Raw genomic sequence first — 18,583 nt, forward strand, 5'->3', positions numbered from 1 at the left:
AATCTCTCCTCTTAAGCCTGCTGCATCTCTGCGACCAGCGTTTCCACCAGTTTCCCGGCCGCCATCGCCCGTGCACGCGCCACGCCTGTGCCGCACCAGAGCGACATCAATTCCGTATCGCCCCGCTTCCCTGCTTCGGCGCGAATGCTGCCGGTCAGCGCATTCTGAACCGGGTAGGCGGGCACCTGAGTTTCCACCTCGGCCATCGTCTTCATGAAGCGGTTTTCCAGACCGCGTGCATAGCGGCCTGAAAATGACCGGGTCAGCCGGGTCGGCGTATTGCCCGGGTTCAGCAGCCGTGCCTTGTAGGCCGGATGAATGCCCGACTCGTCCGCCACCAGGAAAGCCGTTCCCATCTGCACCGCCGAGGCACCCAGCGCCAGCCGCGCCTTGATATCCGCGCCGGTCATGACGTTGCCGGCCGAAATGACGGGAATGTTCACCGCCGCTACCGTGGCCTTCAGCAGCTCAACCGCACCCAAGGTGGCCGCCGTCTGATCGCCTATGAAGGTGCCGCGATGACCGCCCGACTCCACGCCGGAAGCCACCACAGCGTCGGCGCCAGCGGCTTGCCAGGCCAGCGCTTCATCCGCCGTAGTCGTCGTACCAATGACAAAAATGCCCGCGTCATGCAGGCGCTGGACTTGCTCGGCCTTGAGAATATCGAAAGTAAAGCTCGCCACCGCCGGTTTCAGCTCCAGCAACAGCTCGAATTGGGCGTTGAAGTCTTCGCACCATTTGGCCGGCCGCGGCAATTCCGACCAGCCCAGCGATGCCCAGATCGGCCGCAGATAGCCAATCCCACGTTCTACGTCCTGTTCGGTCGGCGAGGGGACCTGCTGCACAAAGAAATTCAGCATGAACGGCTTGTTGGTCAGCCTTCGAATCTCCGCCACCTGATTGCGGATCGCATCCAGCGTCAGCATCGACGCGGCGAGCGAGCCCAACGCCCCTGCGTTCGACACGGCTGCCACCTGGGCAGGCGTATTTGAGCCGCCCGCCATCGGCCCCTGGATGATCGGATGAGGAAAAAGGTCCAATAAAGCCATTTTTTGCCCCTCTCAGCTGTGGATAACCGTATGAATATCCACAGGTACGGTTTGTGAGTAAACAAAGTCCCTGTTGAGAACGCAAAAATTGTCCCAAAACAGTTCTTTGTCCATACAAGGTTTACGCGCCTGCTTATGCATCGCGTAAACATTTGATTTTTCACTGCCAACCCTACTTATCCACAGAAAGTGGGGGTTGTTAACAACCACTACTATTTTGTATACACACTAATCTAAAGTAAACGAAAACGCTCAGCCGTTGTGTGGCTATACTGAAAACAGCAAGTTCATCCATGCAAGCGAGCTGGGGAATCCTTGTTATATCCAAACCAACAGCCGAAACAGGTTGCTTCGGAAGCCTATCTGCGCTTCCGTCGACGGCTCTTGGCCACAATGTTTGCTCTGGCTGCTCTGGCCATTGCCATCGTCGCCTGGCAGCTGAACTACTCTGCCAACGAACGCGAACAATCGATCAAGCTGCAGACCCAGCATTACGCGCAAGCGATGTCTCAGCATGTGCTGTATTCCTTGCAGCTGGCTGACGTTTCCCTGCTTGGTTTTGCAAACGCAATTAAGTCCATGCCGCATCGGACGCCGGATGCCATTTCTGCGCTACTTTCTGCTGGAAGAACGAATTTTCACGGCAATTTCTGGCTCGCCTTCCTCGACAGCAGCGGAAAAGGTTTCGCTTCCTCAGACGAATCCGCTGTCATCGGCACGGATTATTCCGATCGCGACTACTTCCAGGCTCATCTGAAACCTGGTGCAGGACTCTTTGTTGGTGGTCCCGCCATCGGGAAAATCACGAAAAGCCGCGTTTTTTTCATCAGCCGACGCGTTGAAGACGCGAATGGCGAATTCCTGGGAGTTCTGGTCGCGCCTTTGGACGCGGCCCGTTACGCCGAGGTCTTCGAAAACGCCCGCCTCAGCAGCGATGTTGCGATCACCCTGATGCATACAAATGGCCGCGTCATCGCTCGCGCCCCCGAATTCGAACGCACCTTCAACAGCGACGTCAGCAAATGGCCGATTTACCACCGCATCATGCAGGACGACAGCGGCACATTCCAGGCGACCAGCATGGTGGACAACCGATCGCGCATGTTCAGTTACCGAAAATTGCCGAATTTGCCGCTCGTCGTGAACGCCGGCAGCTCGGATGTGGGCGTTGCCCTGCTTTCCCGTCGCCACTACACCATCGCCAGCATTGGCCTGATCCTGTTCCTGCTCCTGATGGCCGCTGGAACGCTGGTGGCGCTACGGGCGTTTGCGGCACTCGAAGAGCGTGAAAACCGCTACCGCTCGCTCTACGTGGATACGGTTGCGACCGAAGAAAAGCTGACTCAGAGCGAACAACGCCTGCGGCTAATCGCCGACAACCTGCCCATCGTCATCGCCTACGTCGACCGCTTCGAAAACTACACCTTCATCAACCGCAAATTCACCGAGATATTCGGCCTGCCGTATCCTGCCGATCCCGGCAAAACCGTCGCTGAAGTGCTCGGCACCGAACTGTATGTCCGGACCCAGCCGTTTTTGCATCGCGCATTCGGTGGCGAATCGGTCTATTTCGAACGAAAAACGGTCCGCGATGGCGTCGAATGCTGTGACGGCATCACCTATGTGCCCGACAAAGACGAAAGCGGCTGCGTCGTCGGAATTTTCGTCATGGCGGAGGACATCTCCGAGCGCAAAAAATCCGAAGAATCCATGCAATTGGCAGCCCTGATGTACCAAAACAGCAGCGAAGGCATGATGGTGACCGACGCTGAAGGCAAAATCCTGTCGGTTAATCCCGCTTTTTCCCACATCAGCGGCTATGCCAAAGAAGAAGTCATCGGCCACCAGGCCTACGAACTGACTTCCGGCGGCCAGGACATCAATTTCTACAGCCGCATGCGCCAGACCATCAGCGACACCGGCCACTGGGAAGGTGAAATCTGGCACCAGCACAAGAACGGCGATCACTACCTGGTCGCTTTGCGCTTCAACACCGTCTACGATAAGGACGGAAAAGCCCTACGCCACGTCGCCCTGTTCTCCGATATCACGAAGAAGAAAGCAACCGAGGAAGCGATCTGGAAGCAAGCCAACTTCGACGCTCTGACTGGCCTGCCCAACCGGCGCATGTTCAACGACCGTCTGCGCCAGGAAATGAAGAAAGCCAGCCGCGATTTCCTGCCCATGGCCCTGGTGTTCATCGATCTGGACGGCTTCAAGGCCGTCAACGACAAGCTCGGCCATGACTACGGCGACATTCTGCTCAAACAAGTGGCAGAACGCCTGCTGCAAAGCGTGCGCAATACCGATACGGTGGCCCGCCTGGGTGGCGACGAGTTCACCGTCATCCTGAGCGAAATGAAGGAAAGCGCGGATGCCGTGCGCATCGTGCAGGATATTCTGACCAATATGTCCACGCCCTTCCGCCTCGGCCAGGAAGTGGCGGAAATTTCGGCCAGCATCGGCATTACGCTTTACCCGGAAGATGCCCAGGACGCCGAAACCCTCATCAAAAACGCCGACCAGGCCATGTACGCAGCCAAACAGCAGGGGCGCAACCGCTTCAACTATTTCGCGCCCTTCATGCAGGAAGCCAGCCAGATGCGCATCGAACTGGCCAACGAGCTGCGTGCAGCCCTCAAACTCGGAGAATTCCGACTCATCTATCAACCGATTCACAACTTGCGCAGCGGACGAATCGAGATGGCCGAAGCCCTGGTGCGCTGGCAGCATCCAGAACGGGGATTGCTCACCCCGGCCCAGTTCATCGAGGTTGCCGAGCACAGCGGCCTGATTTCGGCGCTGGGAGAGTGGGTTTTCGAAGAAGCGGCCCAGCAGGTGAAACGGCTGCAGGATGCGGGAGGCGTCAATTTCCAGATCTGTGTGAACAAATCGGCCTGGCAATTCCGTCATGAATCGGTCAGCGTGAACCACTGGATCGAACTGCTGGACAAATTTGCCCTCTCGCCACACAGCATCGTCATCGAAATCACGGAGAACCTGCTGCTCGAAGCCAATCGGGAAGTTGCCATCCGCCTGAAATCCTTGCGCGATGCCCATATGCAGGTTTCCCTGGACGATTTCGGCGCCGGCTACTCCTCTCTGGCCGTCCTGAAGCACTTCAAGCTCGATTACCTGAAACTGGACCCCGGTTTCACCAACAATCCGGATCTTTGCGAAGCAATCACGGTGATGGCGCACCGCATGGGTATCAAGGTCGTGGCCGAACATGTCGAAACCGAGCAGCAAATGGCCAATCTGACGGCCGCTGGATGTGATTTTGCTCAGGGATATCTGCTCAAAGGCCCGATTTCAGCCGAAGAACTCACTCAGCTGTTGATAACCTCATGAATATCCACAGGATCGAATGTGCGTAAACGCCCAAACTACGCACAGGCCAAAAATTTGCTCAGAACTCATCCTCGCTGGATACAATGCTTGTTCAGCAGGTTTTGCAAATCGTAAACTACTGATCTTGTGGATGTTAACAGCTTTATCCACAGATGACCCTTCGTTTACTATCTACTACTATCCTTATCTATACTTTTACCTTATTAAAGGAAAAGTTTTATGCGACTTGGCATCATCTCCGCTCTCGCGGAAGAACAGCAAGGATTGATCGAAGCCATGGAGAGCCCTTCTAAGCTCATCCACGGCATGCGTGAGTACACAGCCGGAAATCTCTGGAAAATCGATTCTGTGTGCGTTTTATCGCGAATTGGGAAGGTTGCTGCTGCCATGACAGCTACCAGCCTTGTGGAGAAGTTCGGAGTTACCCACATCATCTTTACCGGCGTCGCTGGAAGTGCCGATTTTGGCGTTCGAGTTGGCGATGTTGTGGTCGCTGAAAGCCTGGTTCAGCACGATGTTGATGCCAGCCCGCTGTTTCCGCGCTTTGAAGTTCCCCTGACAGGCCTGTCGCACCTGCCTTCTGACCGCGATTTGAGCCGCAAATTGGGTGCCGCAGCACGCGATTTCCTGGAAAACGAGACTGAAAATCCCCAATTGCACCGTGGATTGATCGGCAGCGGCGATCAATTCATGAGCGATCCGGTGAAACTGGCGGCTTTGAAAGACGCACTGCCCGATTTACTGGCAGTGGAAATGGAAGGAGCGGCAGTCGCCCAGGTCTGTTTCGAACTGGGCGTGCCGTTTGCGGTAATCCGGACGATTTCCGACAACGCGAATGAGGATGCAGCGACGGATTTCATGCATTTCGTGAAAACCGTCGCGTCCCGCTATGCCTTTGGCATCATTAAAAACTTCTGTAATGCGTAAGGCGTAAGGCGGATCATTGATCCGCCGTCCGGTTAAGCCTCCAGCGTCATCAGGGAGGCATTACCGCCCGCCGCTGTGGTGTTGACGCACAGAGCACGCTCTGCAACCAGACGCCACAGCGGAATTTCACCCTCTTCCGTCGTATCAATGACCGAAACCAGGGCGCCATCACGTGCTGCCAGTTGTTCGCGCACGCCTGCGCTCATGCCGGACTCAACCAGTGCGATCTGGATGCCCTCTTTCAGGCCATTCAAACCTTGCGCCATCTGTACGCGGCCCTTCACAGCTGCCGGCAAATCGCCTGGAAGCAGTGCTGCGCCATCCACAATCACCGCCTGGTTGCCGGTCGCCATCACGGCTGCCAATTGATTCAGCAGCACTTCACGGCTACCAGCCACGCAAGCAATTGCGCCACGCGGAACATAGCTCAGCGTATTGCGTTCACCCGTTGGGCCTGGCAGACCAATTACCGTACCGGCCGGCGTGGTACGAACATACTGCTCGACCTGGGCCAGCAGACGCTGTTTGCCCTGTGCTTTCGCCCAGCCAGCCAGTGCATCAGCACCGGCAGAAGCCTGGCGCTCATGGCGTTCGGTCGAAACCACGGCTTTTTGCAGGCGTTTCAGATACAGCGGACCACCAGCCTTCGGACCAGTGCCCGATTTACCTTCGCCACCGAATGGCTGCACACCCACCACTGCGCCGACGATATTGCGGTTCACGTAGATATTGCCGACATGAGCGCGAGAAGTGATGAAATCGATGGTTTCATCGATACGCGAATGCACGCCCAGGGTCAGGCCAAAACCGCTGTTGTTGATCTGATTGATGACTTTCGGCAGGTCGGCTCGGTGGTAGCGAATCACGTGCATGACCGGACCGAAGACTTCCTTGGTCAGCTCGTCCAGGGAACCGATTTCCAGCACGGTTGGCGGCACAAAAGTGCCCTGGTCCGCGTCTGGAACGATTAGCGAGAAGCTCGCTTTGGCAGATTTCTTCACTTTTTCGATGTGGTTGAGCAGATTCTGCTGCGCCTCGGTGTCGATCACCGGGCCGATGTCGGTCACCAGGCGGTCCGGCGAGCCCAGTTTCAGCTCCTGCATTGCGCCCTTCAGCATCTTGATCGTCTTGTCGGCGATATCTTCCTGCAGGAACAGCACGCGCAGGGCCGAGCAACGCTGGCCGGCCGAGTCGAAAGCGGACGAAATCGCGTCGATTACCACCTGTTCCGGCAGCGAGGACGAATCCACGATCATGGCGTTCTGACCGCCGGTTTCAGCGATCAGCGGAATATCCACATTTTCAGCCACGGCACGCTTGGCCAGGGTGCGGTTGATCAGCTGGGCTACTTCGGTCGAGCCGGTGAAAATCACGCCTTTCACGCGGCTGTCGTTGGTGAGCGCAGCGCCAACCACTTCGCCGCGGCCCGGCAGGAATTGCAGCGCAGCGCGCGGAATGCCCGCTTCATGCATCAGCTGCACAGCGCGGTGAGCGATCAGCGGGGTCTGCTCCGCAGGTTTGGCCAGCACGACGTTACCGGCAGCCAGCGCAGCAGCAGCCTGGCCAGTGAAGATCGCCAGCGGGAAGTTCCAGGGGCTGATACAGGTTACGGGACCCAGCGCCAGGGAATTGGTCGACGTACGGATTTGCGCGCCGTAGTAGCGCAGGAAATCGACCGCCTCGCGCACTTCAGCAATGGCGTTCGGCAGCGACTTGCCTGCTTCACGGATTGCCAGCGCCATCAGTTCCAGCATATGCGTTTCGAACAGATCGGCGGCGCGGTTCAGTGCAGCAGCGCGTTCCGAAGGTTCGGTGGTTTGCCAATCCATCGCAAAATGGCTGGCGCTGGTCAGCGCGGCATCCACATCGGCGGCGTTGGCTTCGCTTACCTGGCCAACCACGTCATCCTTGCGAGCAGGATTGATCACCGGCTGAGCAGCGCCGGCGCTCGCTTCAACAGCCAGCAGCGGACCAGCGGTCCAGCTACGAGGCTCGGCCAGCACTGCGGAAACTTCGCGCAGCACGTCTTCGTTCGACAGGTCCAGGCCCTTGGAATTCTTGCGCTCGTCGCCAAACATTTGCAGCGGCAGCTTGATGGCCGGGTGCGGCGAACCTTGCAGCTCGCGCGCCACGTCCAGCGGATTCTGAATCAGCGAATCGACCGGAATGCTTTCGTCCACGATCTGGTTCACGAAGGACGAGTTGGCGCCGTTTTCCAGCAGGCGGCGTACCAGGTAAGCCAGCAGGGTTTCGTGCGAGCCGACCGGAGCGTAGATACGGCAAGCCTTGTCGAGCTTGTCGGCGCCGACAACCTGGTCGTACAGGGTTTCGCCCATACCGTGCAGGCATTGGAATTCGTAGCCGGTGACGCCATCGCGCTTGGCCCAGGTGTAAATCATCGACAGGGTTTGCGCGTTATGTGTGGCGAACTGCGCGTAAATGACGTCAGTCGCAGCCAGCAGACGCTGGGCGCAGGTCAGGTAGGAAACGTCGGTGTAGACCTTGCGGGTATAGACCGGATAGCCGGACATGCCGTCCACCTGGGCGCGCTTGATTTCCGCATCCCAATAAGCGCCCTTCACCAGACGCACCATGAACTTGCGGCCGCTGCGCTTGGCCAGGTCGACCAGGTAGTCGATCACGAACGGGCAGCGCTTCTGGTAAGCCTGCACCACGAAGCCGATGCCGTCGAAACCGGCCAGGGACGGATCGAAAGCCATCGCTTCCATCAGGTCCAGCGACAGCTCAAGGCGGTCAGCCTCTTCCGCATCGATGTTCAGGCCGATGTTGTATTCCTTGGCCAGCTGCACCAGCTTGGTCAGGCGCGGCAGCAGTTCGCTCATCACACGGTCGCGCTGAGCGCGGCTGTAGCGTGGGTGCAGGGCGGACAGTTTCACCGAAATGCCGGGGCCGTTGCGGATGCCGCGGCCATTGGATGCCTTGCCGATCGCATGGATCGCTTTTTCGTAGGCTGCGTAATAGTAGGCGGCGTCCGCTTCGGTCAAAGCGGCTTCGCCCAGCATGTCGTAGGAATAGCGATAGCCGCGCGCTTCGTTGTCCTTGCCGTTCTTGATCGCTTCGTCGATGGTCTGGCCGGTCACGAACTGGTTGCCCAGCATACGCATCGCCAGGTCCACGCCCTTGCGGATCAGCGGTTCGCCGCCTTTGGCGATCAGGCTGGTAATCGCAGCGCCCAGCCCTTCTTCGCTGGACGAGCTGACCAGCTTGCCGGTCACCACCAGGCCCCAGGTCGCGGCATTCACGAACAGGGATGGCGATTCGCCGAGGTGTTTTTTCCAGTCGCCTTTGGAAATCTTGTCTGCAATCAGGCGGTCTGCGGTGGCGCTGTCCGGAATGCGCAGCAGGGCTTCGGCCAGGCACATCAGTGCCACGCCTTCTTCCGACGACAGGGAGAACTGGTGCATCAGTGCGTCCACGCCGGAGGAACGGGTGCGCTTCTCGCGCACAGCTGTCACCAGGCGCTTCGCCAGCGACTGGGCTTCCAGCGTGGTTTCCGGCGCGCCCTCGCGGATTTGCGACAGCAGCCACTGCACGGCGGATTGCTCATCTTTGCGGTAGGCGGCAGTAATGGCAGCGCGCAGCGGGGTCGGATCACGCAGGATTTCACTCTGGAGGGTGGCGAACGGAAGATCTTTAGAATGCATGTAAAAACTCTATTAAGTGTGGTTTTTAGTTAATGGCAGCACGTACAAAAACACGCCCGGCAAAGCGTGTTTGCGAGGCGTGTCTGGCGGTACTGCTGATGATTCGATTGTAAGCCGGAATCTTCTGGATTAATTCTGGTATTGCTGGGGGCTAGCAATACATTCTTTTTGGTGAGAGAATTTAACCAAATAAAATTAAACAGGGGATTTACATGCTGGACAAGATCAGTAAAAAGATCCTGATGGAGCTGCAAAGCGACGGACGGATCAGCAACGTGGAACTTGCTGCACGCGTCAATCTGTCGCCGGCCGCTTGCCTGGAGCGTGTGCGTAAATTGCACGAGGCGGGATACATCATGGGCTACACCGCCCAGCTTAATCCGCAATTGCTGGATGTGTCACTGCTTGTCTTCATCGAAGTGGTACTCGACCGCACCACACCGGAGGTGTTCGACGCCTTCAAACACAGCGTACAACTCATCCCCGAAGTCCTGGAATGCCACATGGTGGCGGGCGGTTTTGACTATCTCGTCAAAGCGCGCGTGAAGGACATGGCCGCCTATCGTGAATTCCTTGGAAAAACTTTGTTGCAAAAAGGTGTACGCGAGACCCATACTTATGCCGTGATGGAAGAAGTTAAGAACACGAGCAAGTTGCCGATTAAATAACGATCTTCACAACGGCGCCTTGCTCCCGGAGACGGAGGATGCATGGAGCTGTTGCGGCGAAACTGGGGCCTGCTCGCGGCCCTCGTTGTAGGAACTCTGGTAGCCTGGCTGGTGCAATGGATGACGGGCATAGGACCCGTCTGGACCGCCTTCCTCGCGGCACTCGCCGCCAGCGCCGGCCTCACCCTGGCAAATCGCAGCAGCACTGAGGACGGCGGCCCGCGCCGCTTCGCGCAGACGGTCGGCAAGGAAATCGACGCCATCATGATCGGCGCCGCAGAAACTTCCTACTTCGTCGATTCCGTCAAAAAGAAAATCGAGCAGGACGTGCAGACCGCCAGCGGCATCGTCGCCAGCTCCGGCCAGAACGCCCGCACGACCGAACTTATCGCTACCAACGCCGAAAGCGCTTCCCGCGTCGCCCACCGCGTGCGCGAGGAAACCGTGGCCGGCCGCGCCGAGGCGGACCAGGGCCTGGAACGCATCTCCACCGCCCGCCGCGACGCCGAAGCTGCCGCCGAAACCATGGCCAGCCTTCAGGAAAAGGCGCGCCGCATTTCCGGTTTTACTACCGCCATTTCGGAAATTTCCGCTCGCACCAATTTGCTGGCGCTGAATGCCGCGATCGAAGCCGCCCGCGCCGGCGAGCAAGGCCGCGGTTTCGCTGTCGTGGCGGGGGAAGTGCGCCAGCTGGCCCAGCGCACCAAGGAAGCGACCGACGAAATCAGCCAGATGGTGCGTGAAATCAATGAGCAGGCGGAAAAAGCCTCGCGCGGCATGTCCTCCCTGGCGACGGACGTGAAGGAGGCGGCCTCGAATGTGGAAAAGGTCCATGTCCTGCTGAGCAATATCGAGAATTCCTCTGGCGAATCCGAAGCCAAGATCGACGAAATCGCCCATGCCTCGCGCGAGCACGTCGAAACCACGCAGGTGATTGCGGACGCTATCGCCCAGATCCGCGACTCCATGCTGGGAACCAACCGCGATTTGCCGCGCGTGACGGGCTCCGCCATGGCCCTGGCGGAGCGCGCCGAGGTCATTGCCGGCGCTCTGGGCGACGCCGACGTCGAAACGCCCCACGATGAAATCCGCCGCGCCGCCCAGCACGCGGCGCGCGAAGTGGGCCGCATGTTCGAATCCGCCATTGCGGCAGGCAAGATCAGCCGCGATGCGTTGTTCGACCGCCGCTATGAGGAAATTCCGAACACGAATCCGCCCAAATTCCACACGACGTTTGACCGCTTTACCGATAAAATTTTGCCGGATTTACAGGAAGGTTTGCTGTCCTCAATGCCCCAGCTGGCCTATGCCGGAGCTGTGGATAACAATGGGTATTTCCCCACCCACAATAAGAAGTTCTCCCAGCCGCTGACTGGGGACTACGATGTGGATATCATTAATAATCGAACCAAGCGCATCTTCAGCGATCGCACCGGAAAACGCTGCGGTTCGAATACCCGGCCCTTCCTGCTACAGACCTATAAACGCGACACGGGCGAGGTCATGCACGACCTCTCGGCGCCGATTTATGTGGATGGGAAGCACTGGGGCGGCTTCCGGATCGGCTACCGCTCTTCAGCCCACTAAACCGTTAAAGCAGGTGCCTGCCACATCGTGGCAGGCACCAGGTTCACGCCTTGGGTTTCAATAGGTATCGCTTTTGGGCGAAGTATTCGGCGCGGTCTTGGCCGCCACCGAATTCATGCTTTCCAGATGCCCGCGCAGCCACTTGTGCGCCGGGCTGCGCGCATCGCGCTCGTGCCACAGCATGTCCAGGTGCACGGCCGGCAGCTGGAACGGCAGATCTTTGTAAATCAGCTCATCTTTCATGCCGGTGGATGCGATCAGGTGTTTCGGCAGCACCGTCACCAGATCGGAATTGGCCACGACGCGGCCCGCGGTAAAGAACTGATTCACGGTCAGCAGAATCCGACGCTCGCGCTGTAACTGGGCCAGCGCCTCGTCCACCAGGCCGTGCGCGCGGCCGGAGAAGCTCACCAGCAGGTGATTGGCGGAGCAATAGCTATCCAGCGTCAGCTCGCCCTTGGCCAGCGGATGCCCACGGCGCATCACGCACACATAGGTGCCCGAATACAGCCGTTCATGCCGGATCGGCGAGCTCGGCTCGCTCATCAGCTGAGCGGCCACGCCTGGGAAGAAGCCCACCGCCAGGTCGATATCGCCCCGCAGCAGCATGGGACGCGGCTCGCGCGTGGTCAGCGGCACCATGCGCACGTTCACGCCCGGGGCTTCCCGCTCGATCGAAYGCATCAGCGAAGGCAGCCAGAATGCCGCCGTCGCGTCCGCCATCGCCAGACGGAAGGTGGCATGGGCCTTGGACACGTCAAACGTCCCTGGCGTCACCGCCGACTCCAGCGCCGCCAGCGCGCTGCGCACGTGCGGCCACAGCGCCTCGGCGCGCGGCGTTGGCTTCACGCCGTAGGCGGTACGGATCAGCAGGTCATCCCCCAGGCTTTCGCGCAGGCGCTTGATGGCATTGGACACCGCCGGCTGGGTCATGGCGAGGTGGCCCGCCGCGCGCGTCAGGTTTTGCTCGGTCATTACCGCATCGAAAACGCGCAGCAGGTTGAGGTCCAGCGTGAGGAAGCTCATGGGTTATTCACCGCAAGAATGATTGATATGGAGAAACGCAATTGGATTAATATGTTGCGGCGCACTATAGTTACAATCAGATTCTAATTGTAATGAAACACCCATGTCTACCTACATGACCCTGATGGAAATCGTGCACAACTGGCCGCTGGTGATCCTCGCGCTGGCGCTGGTGATGGTTTTCAAGCCCCTGCTGTTCGGTTGCGCCAAGGCCGCCGTGCTTGTTGTTAAGCCAAAATTGACCAAAGAAGAACGCCTGCAGCGCCGCCAGATGCGCGATGCAATGATGCTCAAGCGTATGTTGAATTCGATGGAAGGCTCGCCAAGCCACGTTGCCGAGCTGCAAGCTCTGGCATCGCGCGTTTAAGCCTTATCGCGCGGCAGGTCCCTGCCGCGCCGCAGCAAAATCACTTCGGCTGGCCGCCCAGCAGCTTGGGCTTCAGCGAACTGTCCGCCGGCTTGTCGCCGATCCAGATCCGCATGATGGCGTTGAAGAAGCCCACGTCCGGCAGCGTATCGCCGACCTTCTTGCCGTTCAGCGTGCACACCGTACCCACACCGGGCAGCCAGTCCACCAGCAGCACATCGCCTTTTTTCAGGCCATCAATCGAGCCGAACATTTCGCCGAAAGCCTTGGTTTGCGGCAGGAACTTGGTGCGCTCGTCCGCCGTGGTATTGGCGTTCAGGCCGGTCATGAAGGCCTGGCCGAAGTCGTCCGAGCTCAGGTCGCGCAGGCTGACCAGCTGGATACGGCGGGGACCGGCAATGTTCAGGGCGCCTTGCACCGTGGTTTGCGGCTCTTGCATGTAGAAGCCCAGGGCATACACTTTGAACACCAGCTTGGTACGCACGCCGGCGCCGCTCAGCTTCAGATCGTGACCGCCGACATTGGCCATGTCCTGGAATTTCACGCCAGCGACTTCCACGGCAGCCAGCGCAGGCTGGACGAACGCGGACGCGAGCAGGACGGCGGCAGCGGCGCCCTGCATGATTTTTCTACGGGTGGTGTTCATTCTGTCTCCTAGGGTGTCTTGCGGAAAGCAATATACCACCCTTAACGCACGGTAATGCTATTTTGGAGACAGATGGTTCAGGCAGTCTTGGCTGCCTGCAGGCGTTCGTATTTTGCGCGCAACTCTTCTTCCGTCTCGCGCCACGCCGGGTTGAACGGAATGCAGGACACCGGGCACACCTGCTGGCATTGGGGCTCGTTGAAGTGGCCCACGCACTCGGTGCACTTGTTCGGGTCGATCTCGTAAATCTCGGCGCCCATATAAATCGCGTCGTTCGGGCACTCCGGCTCGCAAACGTCGCAATTGATACAGTCGTCGGTAATCATCAAAGCCATGGCAATACTCGCTTATTCGCCCTTGTTGGCCGCGATCTTCTTGCGAAGCCAGCGGTCGACCGAGGGGAACACAAACTTGGATACGTCGCCGCCCAGCTCGGCAATCTCGCGCACGATGGTGCCCGAGATGAACTGATACTGGTCGGAAGGGGTCAGGAACAGGGTTTCGACGTCGGGCAGCATATAGCGGTTCATCCCCGCCATCTGGAACTCGAATTCGAAGTCGGACACCGCGCGCAGGCCGCGCACGATCACGCGCGCATCATGTTCGCGCACGAAATCCTTCAGCAGGCCGGAAAAACTCTCGACCTTCACGTTCGGATAGTGGCCCAGCACCTCGTTCGCAATCTCCAGCCGCTCTTGCACGGTGAAGAAGGGGCGCTTGTTCTTGCTGTCCGCCACGCCAACGATCAGGGTGTCGAACAGGCCGGACGCACGGCGCACCAGATCCTCGTGGCCACGGGTCAGCGGGTCGAACGTTCCTGGATAAACTGCTGTAACCATTACGGCTCCCTGCTTAAAAGCATCATTCAGACGCGCATTATGCCTGAAAATCAGGCACTTGCCCGTAGCAGGTGGTAGTAGACCATGCCTGCTTTGTCGGATCGGATCACTTCCCAGCCGGGCGTTTCGCCCAGCGGAGTGTCTGATTCAGCGTAGACCAGCCCACCTTCCTTCACTAATTGTAGGCACAGCGGCAGGCTACGGCTAAGCAAATCCAGCTGATAGGGCGGGTCCAGGAAGATCAGGTCGAATTTCTCGCCACGTGCGGCCATCGACTGTGCGGCCGCCAGCGCATCGCCGCGGGTGACGCGTACCGTACCCGCATTCAGCTTGGCCTTGTTCGCTTCCAGTTGGCGTACGACCGCGGTGTTGGCGTCGATCATGGCCACAGCGGCTGCGCCGCGGCTGGCGGCTTCGAAACCGAGCGCGCCGGAGCCGGCGAACAGGTCCAGGACCTGTGCGTCGTCCCAAACGCCGTCGCGCAAGTGATTAATCCAGTTGAACACCGTTTCGCGGACGCGATCCGGCGTAGGCCGCAAGCCCAGCGCATCAAGCACCGGTAGCGGCGTGCGTTTCCAGGCACCGCCAATGATGCGTACCTGTTGAGGTTTCTTCTTTTGCATGGACCATATTATCGCCGAAACCGTTACCCCCGGTGGCAGGCACGGCGTGCCTGCCACCAGTTTCACGCCGTGGGTTTCAATGCGATTCGGCGGCCAGGGTATTAAAGTCGCTGATCCAGCCCTGCATGCGTTTCTGGGCGTGCGCCTTCTGTTCCGGCGTAGCGATATGCACCACCAGATTCACCAGCTCCACCGTGCTATTGGTGTAGGTGTCGAAGAAGGGCTTGCGTTCTGAATGCTCCATGCGGTCAAAGCTCTGCCGGATCAGATCCTGAATCCACCCGGTGGCCACCTCCTTCGAAGGTTTCTCCGTCATGATGCGTTTCGCCAGGTTCAGGATATTGCGCTGCCTGCGTGTGCGCTCATCCAGCCACAGCGCATTGTCCAGCGGACGCGCGTCGGAAGCCTTGCGGATGATGCCTTCCTGCTCCTTGCTGAAACTGCCGAACCACAGTTCGAACTGCTCCATCGATTTCTTGTACCGGAACTTGTTCTGCTCCTCCGCGTCGCCCTTCATGTTCTCCTTGCGGAACTTGGCGTTGTTCTTGGCGAATTTCTTCTCCATCTGCGCCAGCTGCTCGGGCTTCAGCGACAGGGCCAGATCGGCAATATCCGGTGAAGCTTTGATCAGCAGGGCCATGGTGCGGGCGCGGATATCCTGATAATCCGCCAGCAGATCGGCCTGGGTGACATTGCCCTGCAACTGCTGCTGCGCCTTCTGCATCACCTGCACGTAGTCGCGCAGCTGAGTCTTGCGGTGCCAGCGGAAGAGGTCATCAATGTCCTGCTTCACCTCGCCCTTCTGCCCGGAGTCGAAATCGACATAGGCATCGAGCCACCAGTACAGCAGGGTATCGCCGTTGTTGTAGGCGAGGCGAAGAGAGCTGCACGCCGCGAGCAGAAGTAACAAAGCCGCTACGATGCACGTGTTAAACTTTCTCATCTGTTAACTCACAAATTGAACGGTCTATGAACGTCGTCATCCTCGCCGCTGGCATGGGCAAGCGTATGCAATCTGCGCTTCCAAAAGTCCTTCACCCGCTGGCAGGTAAGCCACTGTTGTCGCACGTTATCGAAACGGCACGCAGCCTTTCTCCCGCCAAATTATGCGTGGTTTACGGGCACGGCGGCGCAGCGGTGCTGGCCTCGCTAGGCAAATACATGACCATGGGCGGTACGACCATCCTGTCCGCCCTGCAGGAACAACAGCTGGGTACCGGCCACGCCGTGATGCAAGCCCTGCCGCATCTCGACAATGACGTGCCGACCCTGGTGCTGTACGGCGACGTGCCGTTGACCACGGATGACTCGCTGCGCCGCCTTGCGGAAGCGGCCGGCAACGACAAGCTCGGCATCATGACCGTGATCCAGGATGATCCCTATGGCCTGGGCCGCATCGTCCGCCACGGCGGCGCCATCAAGCGCATCGTGGAAGAAAAGGATGCCACTGAAGCTGAGCGCCTGATCAAGGAAATCAACTCCGGCATCATGATCATCCCGACGCTGAAGCTGAAGAAGTGGCTGAGCGCGCTGAAGAACGAGAATGCGCAGGGCGAGTATTACCTGACCGATATCGTCGCCATGGCGGTGGAGGAAGGCGTGGGTGTGGTGTCCGCCCATCCGGGTGCGCAATGGGAAGTGCTGGGCGTGAACAGCAAGGTGCAGCTGGCCCAGCTGGAGCGCATCCACCAGACCAATATTGCCAACGCTCTGCTGGAACGCGGCGTCACGCTGGCCGACCCGGCGCGCATTGACGTGCGCGGTGAACTGATCTGCGGCCGCGATGTGAGTATCGACGTCGGCTGCGTCTTCGAAGGCAAGGTCGAGCTGGGTGAAGGCGTGACCATCGGCGCCAACTGCGTGCTGGTCAACGCCACCATCGAAGCGGGCGCCTATATCAAGCCCTTCTGCCATATCGAAGAAGCCAAGGTCGGCCCATCCTCGCAAATCGGCCCATATGCCCGTCTGCGTCCCGGCACTGAACTGGGCGAAGACGTCCACATCGGCAACTTCGTAGAAGTGAAGAACAGCCAGGTTGCGGCACACAGCAAGGCCAACCACCTCGCCTACGTGGGCGACGCCACGGTCGGCTCGCGCGTGAACATCGGCGCCGGCACCATTACCTGCAATTACGACGGCGCCAACAAGTTCCGCACCGTGATTGAAGATGACGCCTTTATCGGCAGCGACAGCCAGCTGGTGGCGCCCGTAACGGTTGGCGCCGGCGCCACTCTGGGTGCGGGCACCACCCTGACCAAGAACGCGCCGCCAGGCAAGCTGACCATCAGCCGCCCCAAGCAGCTGACCATCGAAGGCTGGACCCGTCCGGTCAAAGTGAAGAAGTAAGCACCAACTCGCTACGCCGTTCCCCGGCGTAGCGCATCAACTGCGGGAAGAATTCCTCAAAGCCCTCGGCAATGGCGGCATAGTGCACGCGCACGTCCGCCAGCCCCGCACGCAGTAGCTCGCCATTGCGGCTCAGTCGCTGCGAAATGCGCGTCACCGCCCTCTCCACGCCTTCCAGTTCGCCATAACTGCCCAGCCAGTCCTGTTGCACGATGCGCGGCGCCAGCACCCGCAATTTCTCCGGCAGCATTTCCTGATGCGCCAGCAGCGCGCGGTAAAAGCGTTCGATAAATTCCGGCCTGTGGATATCGCAGAAGTTATCCCAGCGCTGGCTCAGGAAATGGTCGTACAGCACGTCCAGCACGATGCCGGCATACCGCCGCCGGCCTTCGCCAAACATTTGCACGGATGAGCGGAACACCGGATGGTTGTCCGTAAAGCTGTCGATATTCCGGTGCAGGATGATTTCCAGCGCGATCTCGGCCGGATAGTTCCGCACATCGTTCGCTTTCACGAAATCGCCCAGCATCGCCCCGATCATGGCCGCGTCGCTCTGGCGGGCTAGCAGGATGTGCGCGAGATAGTTCATGCGCCCATTCTAGACGGCTGTGGATAAAGATGTGCAAAAGCACGTTTGAAAGGGTTTAAGAAGCCCGGTATAAGGACTGGATAGCATCTGAATAAGCGCCAACTGGTATGGTCCAGTTATCCCCAGCGCACTACCCAGCATAACTTTCGCATGAGGCTGTGGAAAAGCCTGTGCATACCAATTTCATAAGTCAGGATAACTTCGAATTGTGGATAAGGCTGTGTGTAAGCCTGCTTGAATCCGGTGAAAAGCACGTGCACAGCGCTGAATAACCCAACGTTGCTGCACGGCTAATGTGGAAAACACTGTGGAAAGGCCAGTGGATTGCATTGGAAAACTGGTCTACACCGAGATTCTGGTTTCAAACTTGCTCCGAAATGTGGAGAAGTAAGCCTTTACATTGCGAACATTGGTCTGGGTTGCGAACAAACGGTGGGCCAGGGCGTGGTAAGCCGGCATGTCCGCCACCTGCACGATCAGCACAAAATCCGGACCCGGCGACACGCGATAACACTGCAGTACCGCTTCCTCGCCGGCCACGCGCGCCTCGAACTCATCCATGCGATCGGAGGCCTGCACATCCAGCGTGATCTCCACAATCGCCGTCAGCCGCGCTCCCACTTTTTCCGGCGAGACGATGGCCACCTGCCGCTCGATCACGCCGCTTTCCGTCAACTGTTTGACTCGCCGCAAGCATGTCGGTGGCGAAACATGTACCGTTTGCGCCAGTTCCGCATTGGTTTGCGCCGCATCTTGTTGTAAAGCGTTTAATATGCGACGATCTATTTCGTCAAAATTTTCGTTCATTTGAAAGAATATTTCATGCATCAGTAGCGATGAAATATTCTGTCACGCACGGGTAAATTAAGAAAGCATATTTCATCGCCACTGCTCTACGAT

16 protein-coding genes are annotated in these 18,583 nt (G+C 58.7%); 6 read left to right on the plus strand and 10 right to left on the minus strand.

All coding sequences use genetic code 11. The annotated features are described in order from the left end of the window. Positions 1-11: 11 nt before the first annotated feature. On the minus strand, positions 12-1,049 hold the full coding sequence (locus AB4Z19_RS23205) for an NAD(P)H-dependent flavin oxidoreductase (protein WP_442026436.1): 1,038 nt from the start codon (positions 1,047-1,049) through the stop codon (positions 12-14). 393 nt (positions 1,050-1,442) lie between these two features. Between AB4Z19_RS23205 and AB4Z19_RS23210 the strand changes: the two genes are divergently transcribed. Both AB4Z19_RS23210 and AB4Z19_RS23215 read left to right on the plus strand, forming a co-directional pair. After that, positions 1,443-4,400: an EAL domain-containing protein gene (locus AB4Z19_RS23210; protein ID WP_442036135.1), complete on the plus strand. Its 2,958-nt coding sequence runs from the start codon at positions 1,443-1,445 to the stop codon at positions 4,398-4,400. Between the two features lie 219 nt (positions 4,401-4,619). Then, positions 4,620-5,327 carry a 5'-methylthioadenosine/adenosylhomocysteine nucleosidase gene (locus AB4Z19_RS23215; RefSeq protein ID WP_442028462.1) on the plus strand — a complete coding sequence of 236 codons (708 nt, stop codon included), beginning with the start codon at positions 4,620-4,622 and terminating at the stop codon, positions 5,325-5,327. A 32-nt stretch (positions 5,328-5,359) separates the two neighbouring features. On the opposite strand, the gene putA is transcribed toward AB4Z19_RS23215, so the two are convergent. Further along, positions 5,360-8,992 (minus strand): trifunctional transcriptional regulator/proline dehydrogenase/L-glutamate gamma-semialdehyde dehydrogenase, encoded by a 3,633-nt coding sequence (gene putA / locus AB4Z19_RS23220; RefSeq protein ID WP_442036137.1) that lies wholly within the window; start codon positions 8,990-8,992, stop codon positions 5,360-5,362. A gap of 212 nt (positions 8,993-9,204) precedes the next feature. Here putA and AB4Z19_RS23225 point away from each other — a divergent pair, with 212 nt between their 5' ends. Both AB4Z19_RS23225 and AB4Z19_RS23230 read left to right on the plus strand, forming a co-directional pair. Further along, positions 9,205-9,660 carry an Lrp/AsnC ligand binding domain-containing protein gene (locus tag AB4Z19_RS23225; RefSeq protein ID WP_395404032.1) on the plus strand — a complete coding sequence of 152 codons (456 nt, stop codon included), beginning with the start codon at positions 9,205-9,207 and terminating at the stop codon, positions 9,658-9,660. A 42-nt stretch (positions 9,661-9,702) separates the two neighbouring features. Beyond that, the gene (locus AB4Z19_RS23230; RefSeq protein ID WP_442036139.1) at positions 9,703-11,247 is read left to right on the plus strand and encodes a methyl-accepting chemotaxis protein; all 1,545 of its coding nucleotides are present in this window, start codon (positions 9,703-9,705) and stop codon (positions 11,245-11,247) included. A 57-nt stretch (positions 11,248-11,304) separates the two neighbouring features. On the opposite strand, the gene AB4Z19_RS23235 is transcribed toward AB4Z19_RS23230, so the two are convergent. After that, positions 11,305-12,273, minus strand: a complete 969-nt coding sequence (locus AB4Z19_RS23235; protein WP_442036141.1) for a LysR family transcriptional regulator — start codon at positions 12,271-12,273, stop codon at positions 11,305-11,307. Between the two features lie 103 nt (positions 12,274-12,376). Here AB4Z19_RS23235 and AB4Z19_RS23240 point away from each other — a divergent pair, with 103 nt between their 5' ends. Then, positions 12,377-12,640 (plus strand): hypothetical protein, encoded by a 264-nt coding sequence (locus AB4Z19_RS23240; RefSeq protein ID WP_442029349.1) that lies wholly within the window; start codon positions 12,377-12,379, stop codon positions 12,638-12,640. 40 nt (positions 12,641-12,680) lie between these two features. Here the strand turns inward: AB4Z19_RS23240 and AB4Z19_RS23245 are convergent, their stop codons facing one another. The 5 genes from AB4Z19_RS23245 to AB4Z19_RS23265 all read right to left on the minus strand — a co-directional run bounded on the left by AB4Z19_RS23245 (position 12,681) and on the right by AB4Z19_RS23265 (position 15,691). Then, complete coding sequence (locus tag AB4Z19_RS23245; protein WP_442036143.1) at positions 12,681-13,286, minus strand: chalcone isomerase family protein; 606 nt, start codon at positions 13,284-13,286, stop codon at positions 12,681-12,683. A 77-nt stretch (positions 13,287-13,363) separates the two neighbouring features. Next, the gene (locus tag AB4Z19_RS23250) at positions 13,364-13,621 is read right to left on the minus strand and encodes a YfhL family 4Fe-4S dicluster ferredoxin (RefSeq protein ID WP_442036145.1); all 258 of its coding nucleotides are present in this window, start codon (positions 13,619-13,621) and stop codon (positions 13,364-13,366) included. A gap of 12 nt (positions 13,622-13,633) precedes the next feature. After that, positions 13,634-14,125: a pantetheine-phosphate adenylyltransferase gene (gene coaD / locus AB4Z19_RS23255; protein ID WP_442026604.1), complete on the minus strand. Its 492-nt coding sequence runs from the start codon at positions 14,123-14,125 to the stop codon at positions 13,634-13,636. A 50-nt stretch (positions 14,126-14,175) separates the two neighbouring features. Continuing rightward, positions 14,176-14,748, minus strand: coding sequence for a 16S rRNA (guanine(966)-N(2))-methyltransferase RsmD (gene rsmD / locus AB4Z19_RS23260; RefSeq protein ID WP_442026603.1), 573 nt, complete (start codon positions 14,746-14,748; stop codon positions 14,176-14,178). A 76-nt stretch (positions 14,749-14,824) separates the two neighbouring features. Beyond that, a complete protein-coding gene (locus AB4Z19_RS23265) occupies positions 14,825-15,691 on the minus strand; it encodes a DUF6279 family lipoprotein (RefSeq protein WP_442026601.1) in 867 nt (288 codons plus the stop codon). A gap of 26 nt (positions 15,692-15,717) precedes the next feature. Between AB4Z19_RS23265 and glmU the strand changes: the two genes are divergently transcribed. Beyond that, positions 15,718-17,094 (plus strand): bifunctional UDP-N-acetylglucosamine diphosphorylase/glucosamine-1-phosphate N-acetyltransferase GlmU, encoded by a 1,377-nt coding sequence (glmU, locus tag AB4Z19_RS23270; RefSeq protein ID WP_442026600.1) that lies wholly within the window; start codon positions 15,718-15,720, stop codon positions 17,092-17,094. On the opposite strand, the gene AB4Z19_RS23275 is transcribed toward glmU, so the two are convergent. Together AB4Z19_RS23275 and AB4Z19_RS23280 are read right to left on the minus strand one after the other, a co-directional pair. Beyond that, complete coding sequence (locus AB4Z19_RS23275; RefSeq protein ID WP_442026599.1) at positions 17,078-17,683, minus strand: ACP phosphodiesterase; 606 nt, start codon at positions 17,681-17,683, stop codon at positions 17,078-17,080. The genes glmU and AB4Z19_RS23275 overlap by 17 nt on opposite strands. Before the next feature lie 342 nt (positions 17,684-18,025). Next, on the minus strand, positions 18,026-18,490 hold the full coding sequence (locus tag AB4Z19_RS23280; protein WP_442036147.1) for an Lrp/AsnC family transcriptional regulator: 465 nt from the start codon (positions 18,488-18,490) through the stop codon (positions 18,026-18,028). Between the last annotated feature and the right edge of the window lie 93 nt (positions 18,491-18,583).

Origin of the sequence: Pseudoduganella sp. RAF19 (assembly GCF_052114165.1) — a bacterium.
Taxonomy (GTDB): domain Bacteria; phylum Pseudomonadota; class Gammaproteobacteria; order Burkholderiales; family Burkholderiaceae_D; genus Rugamonas.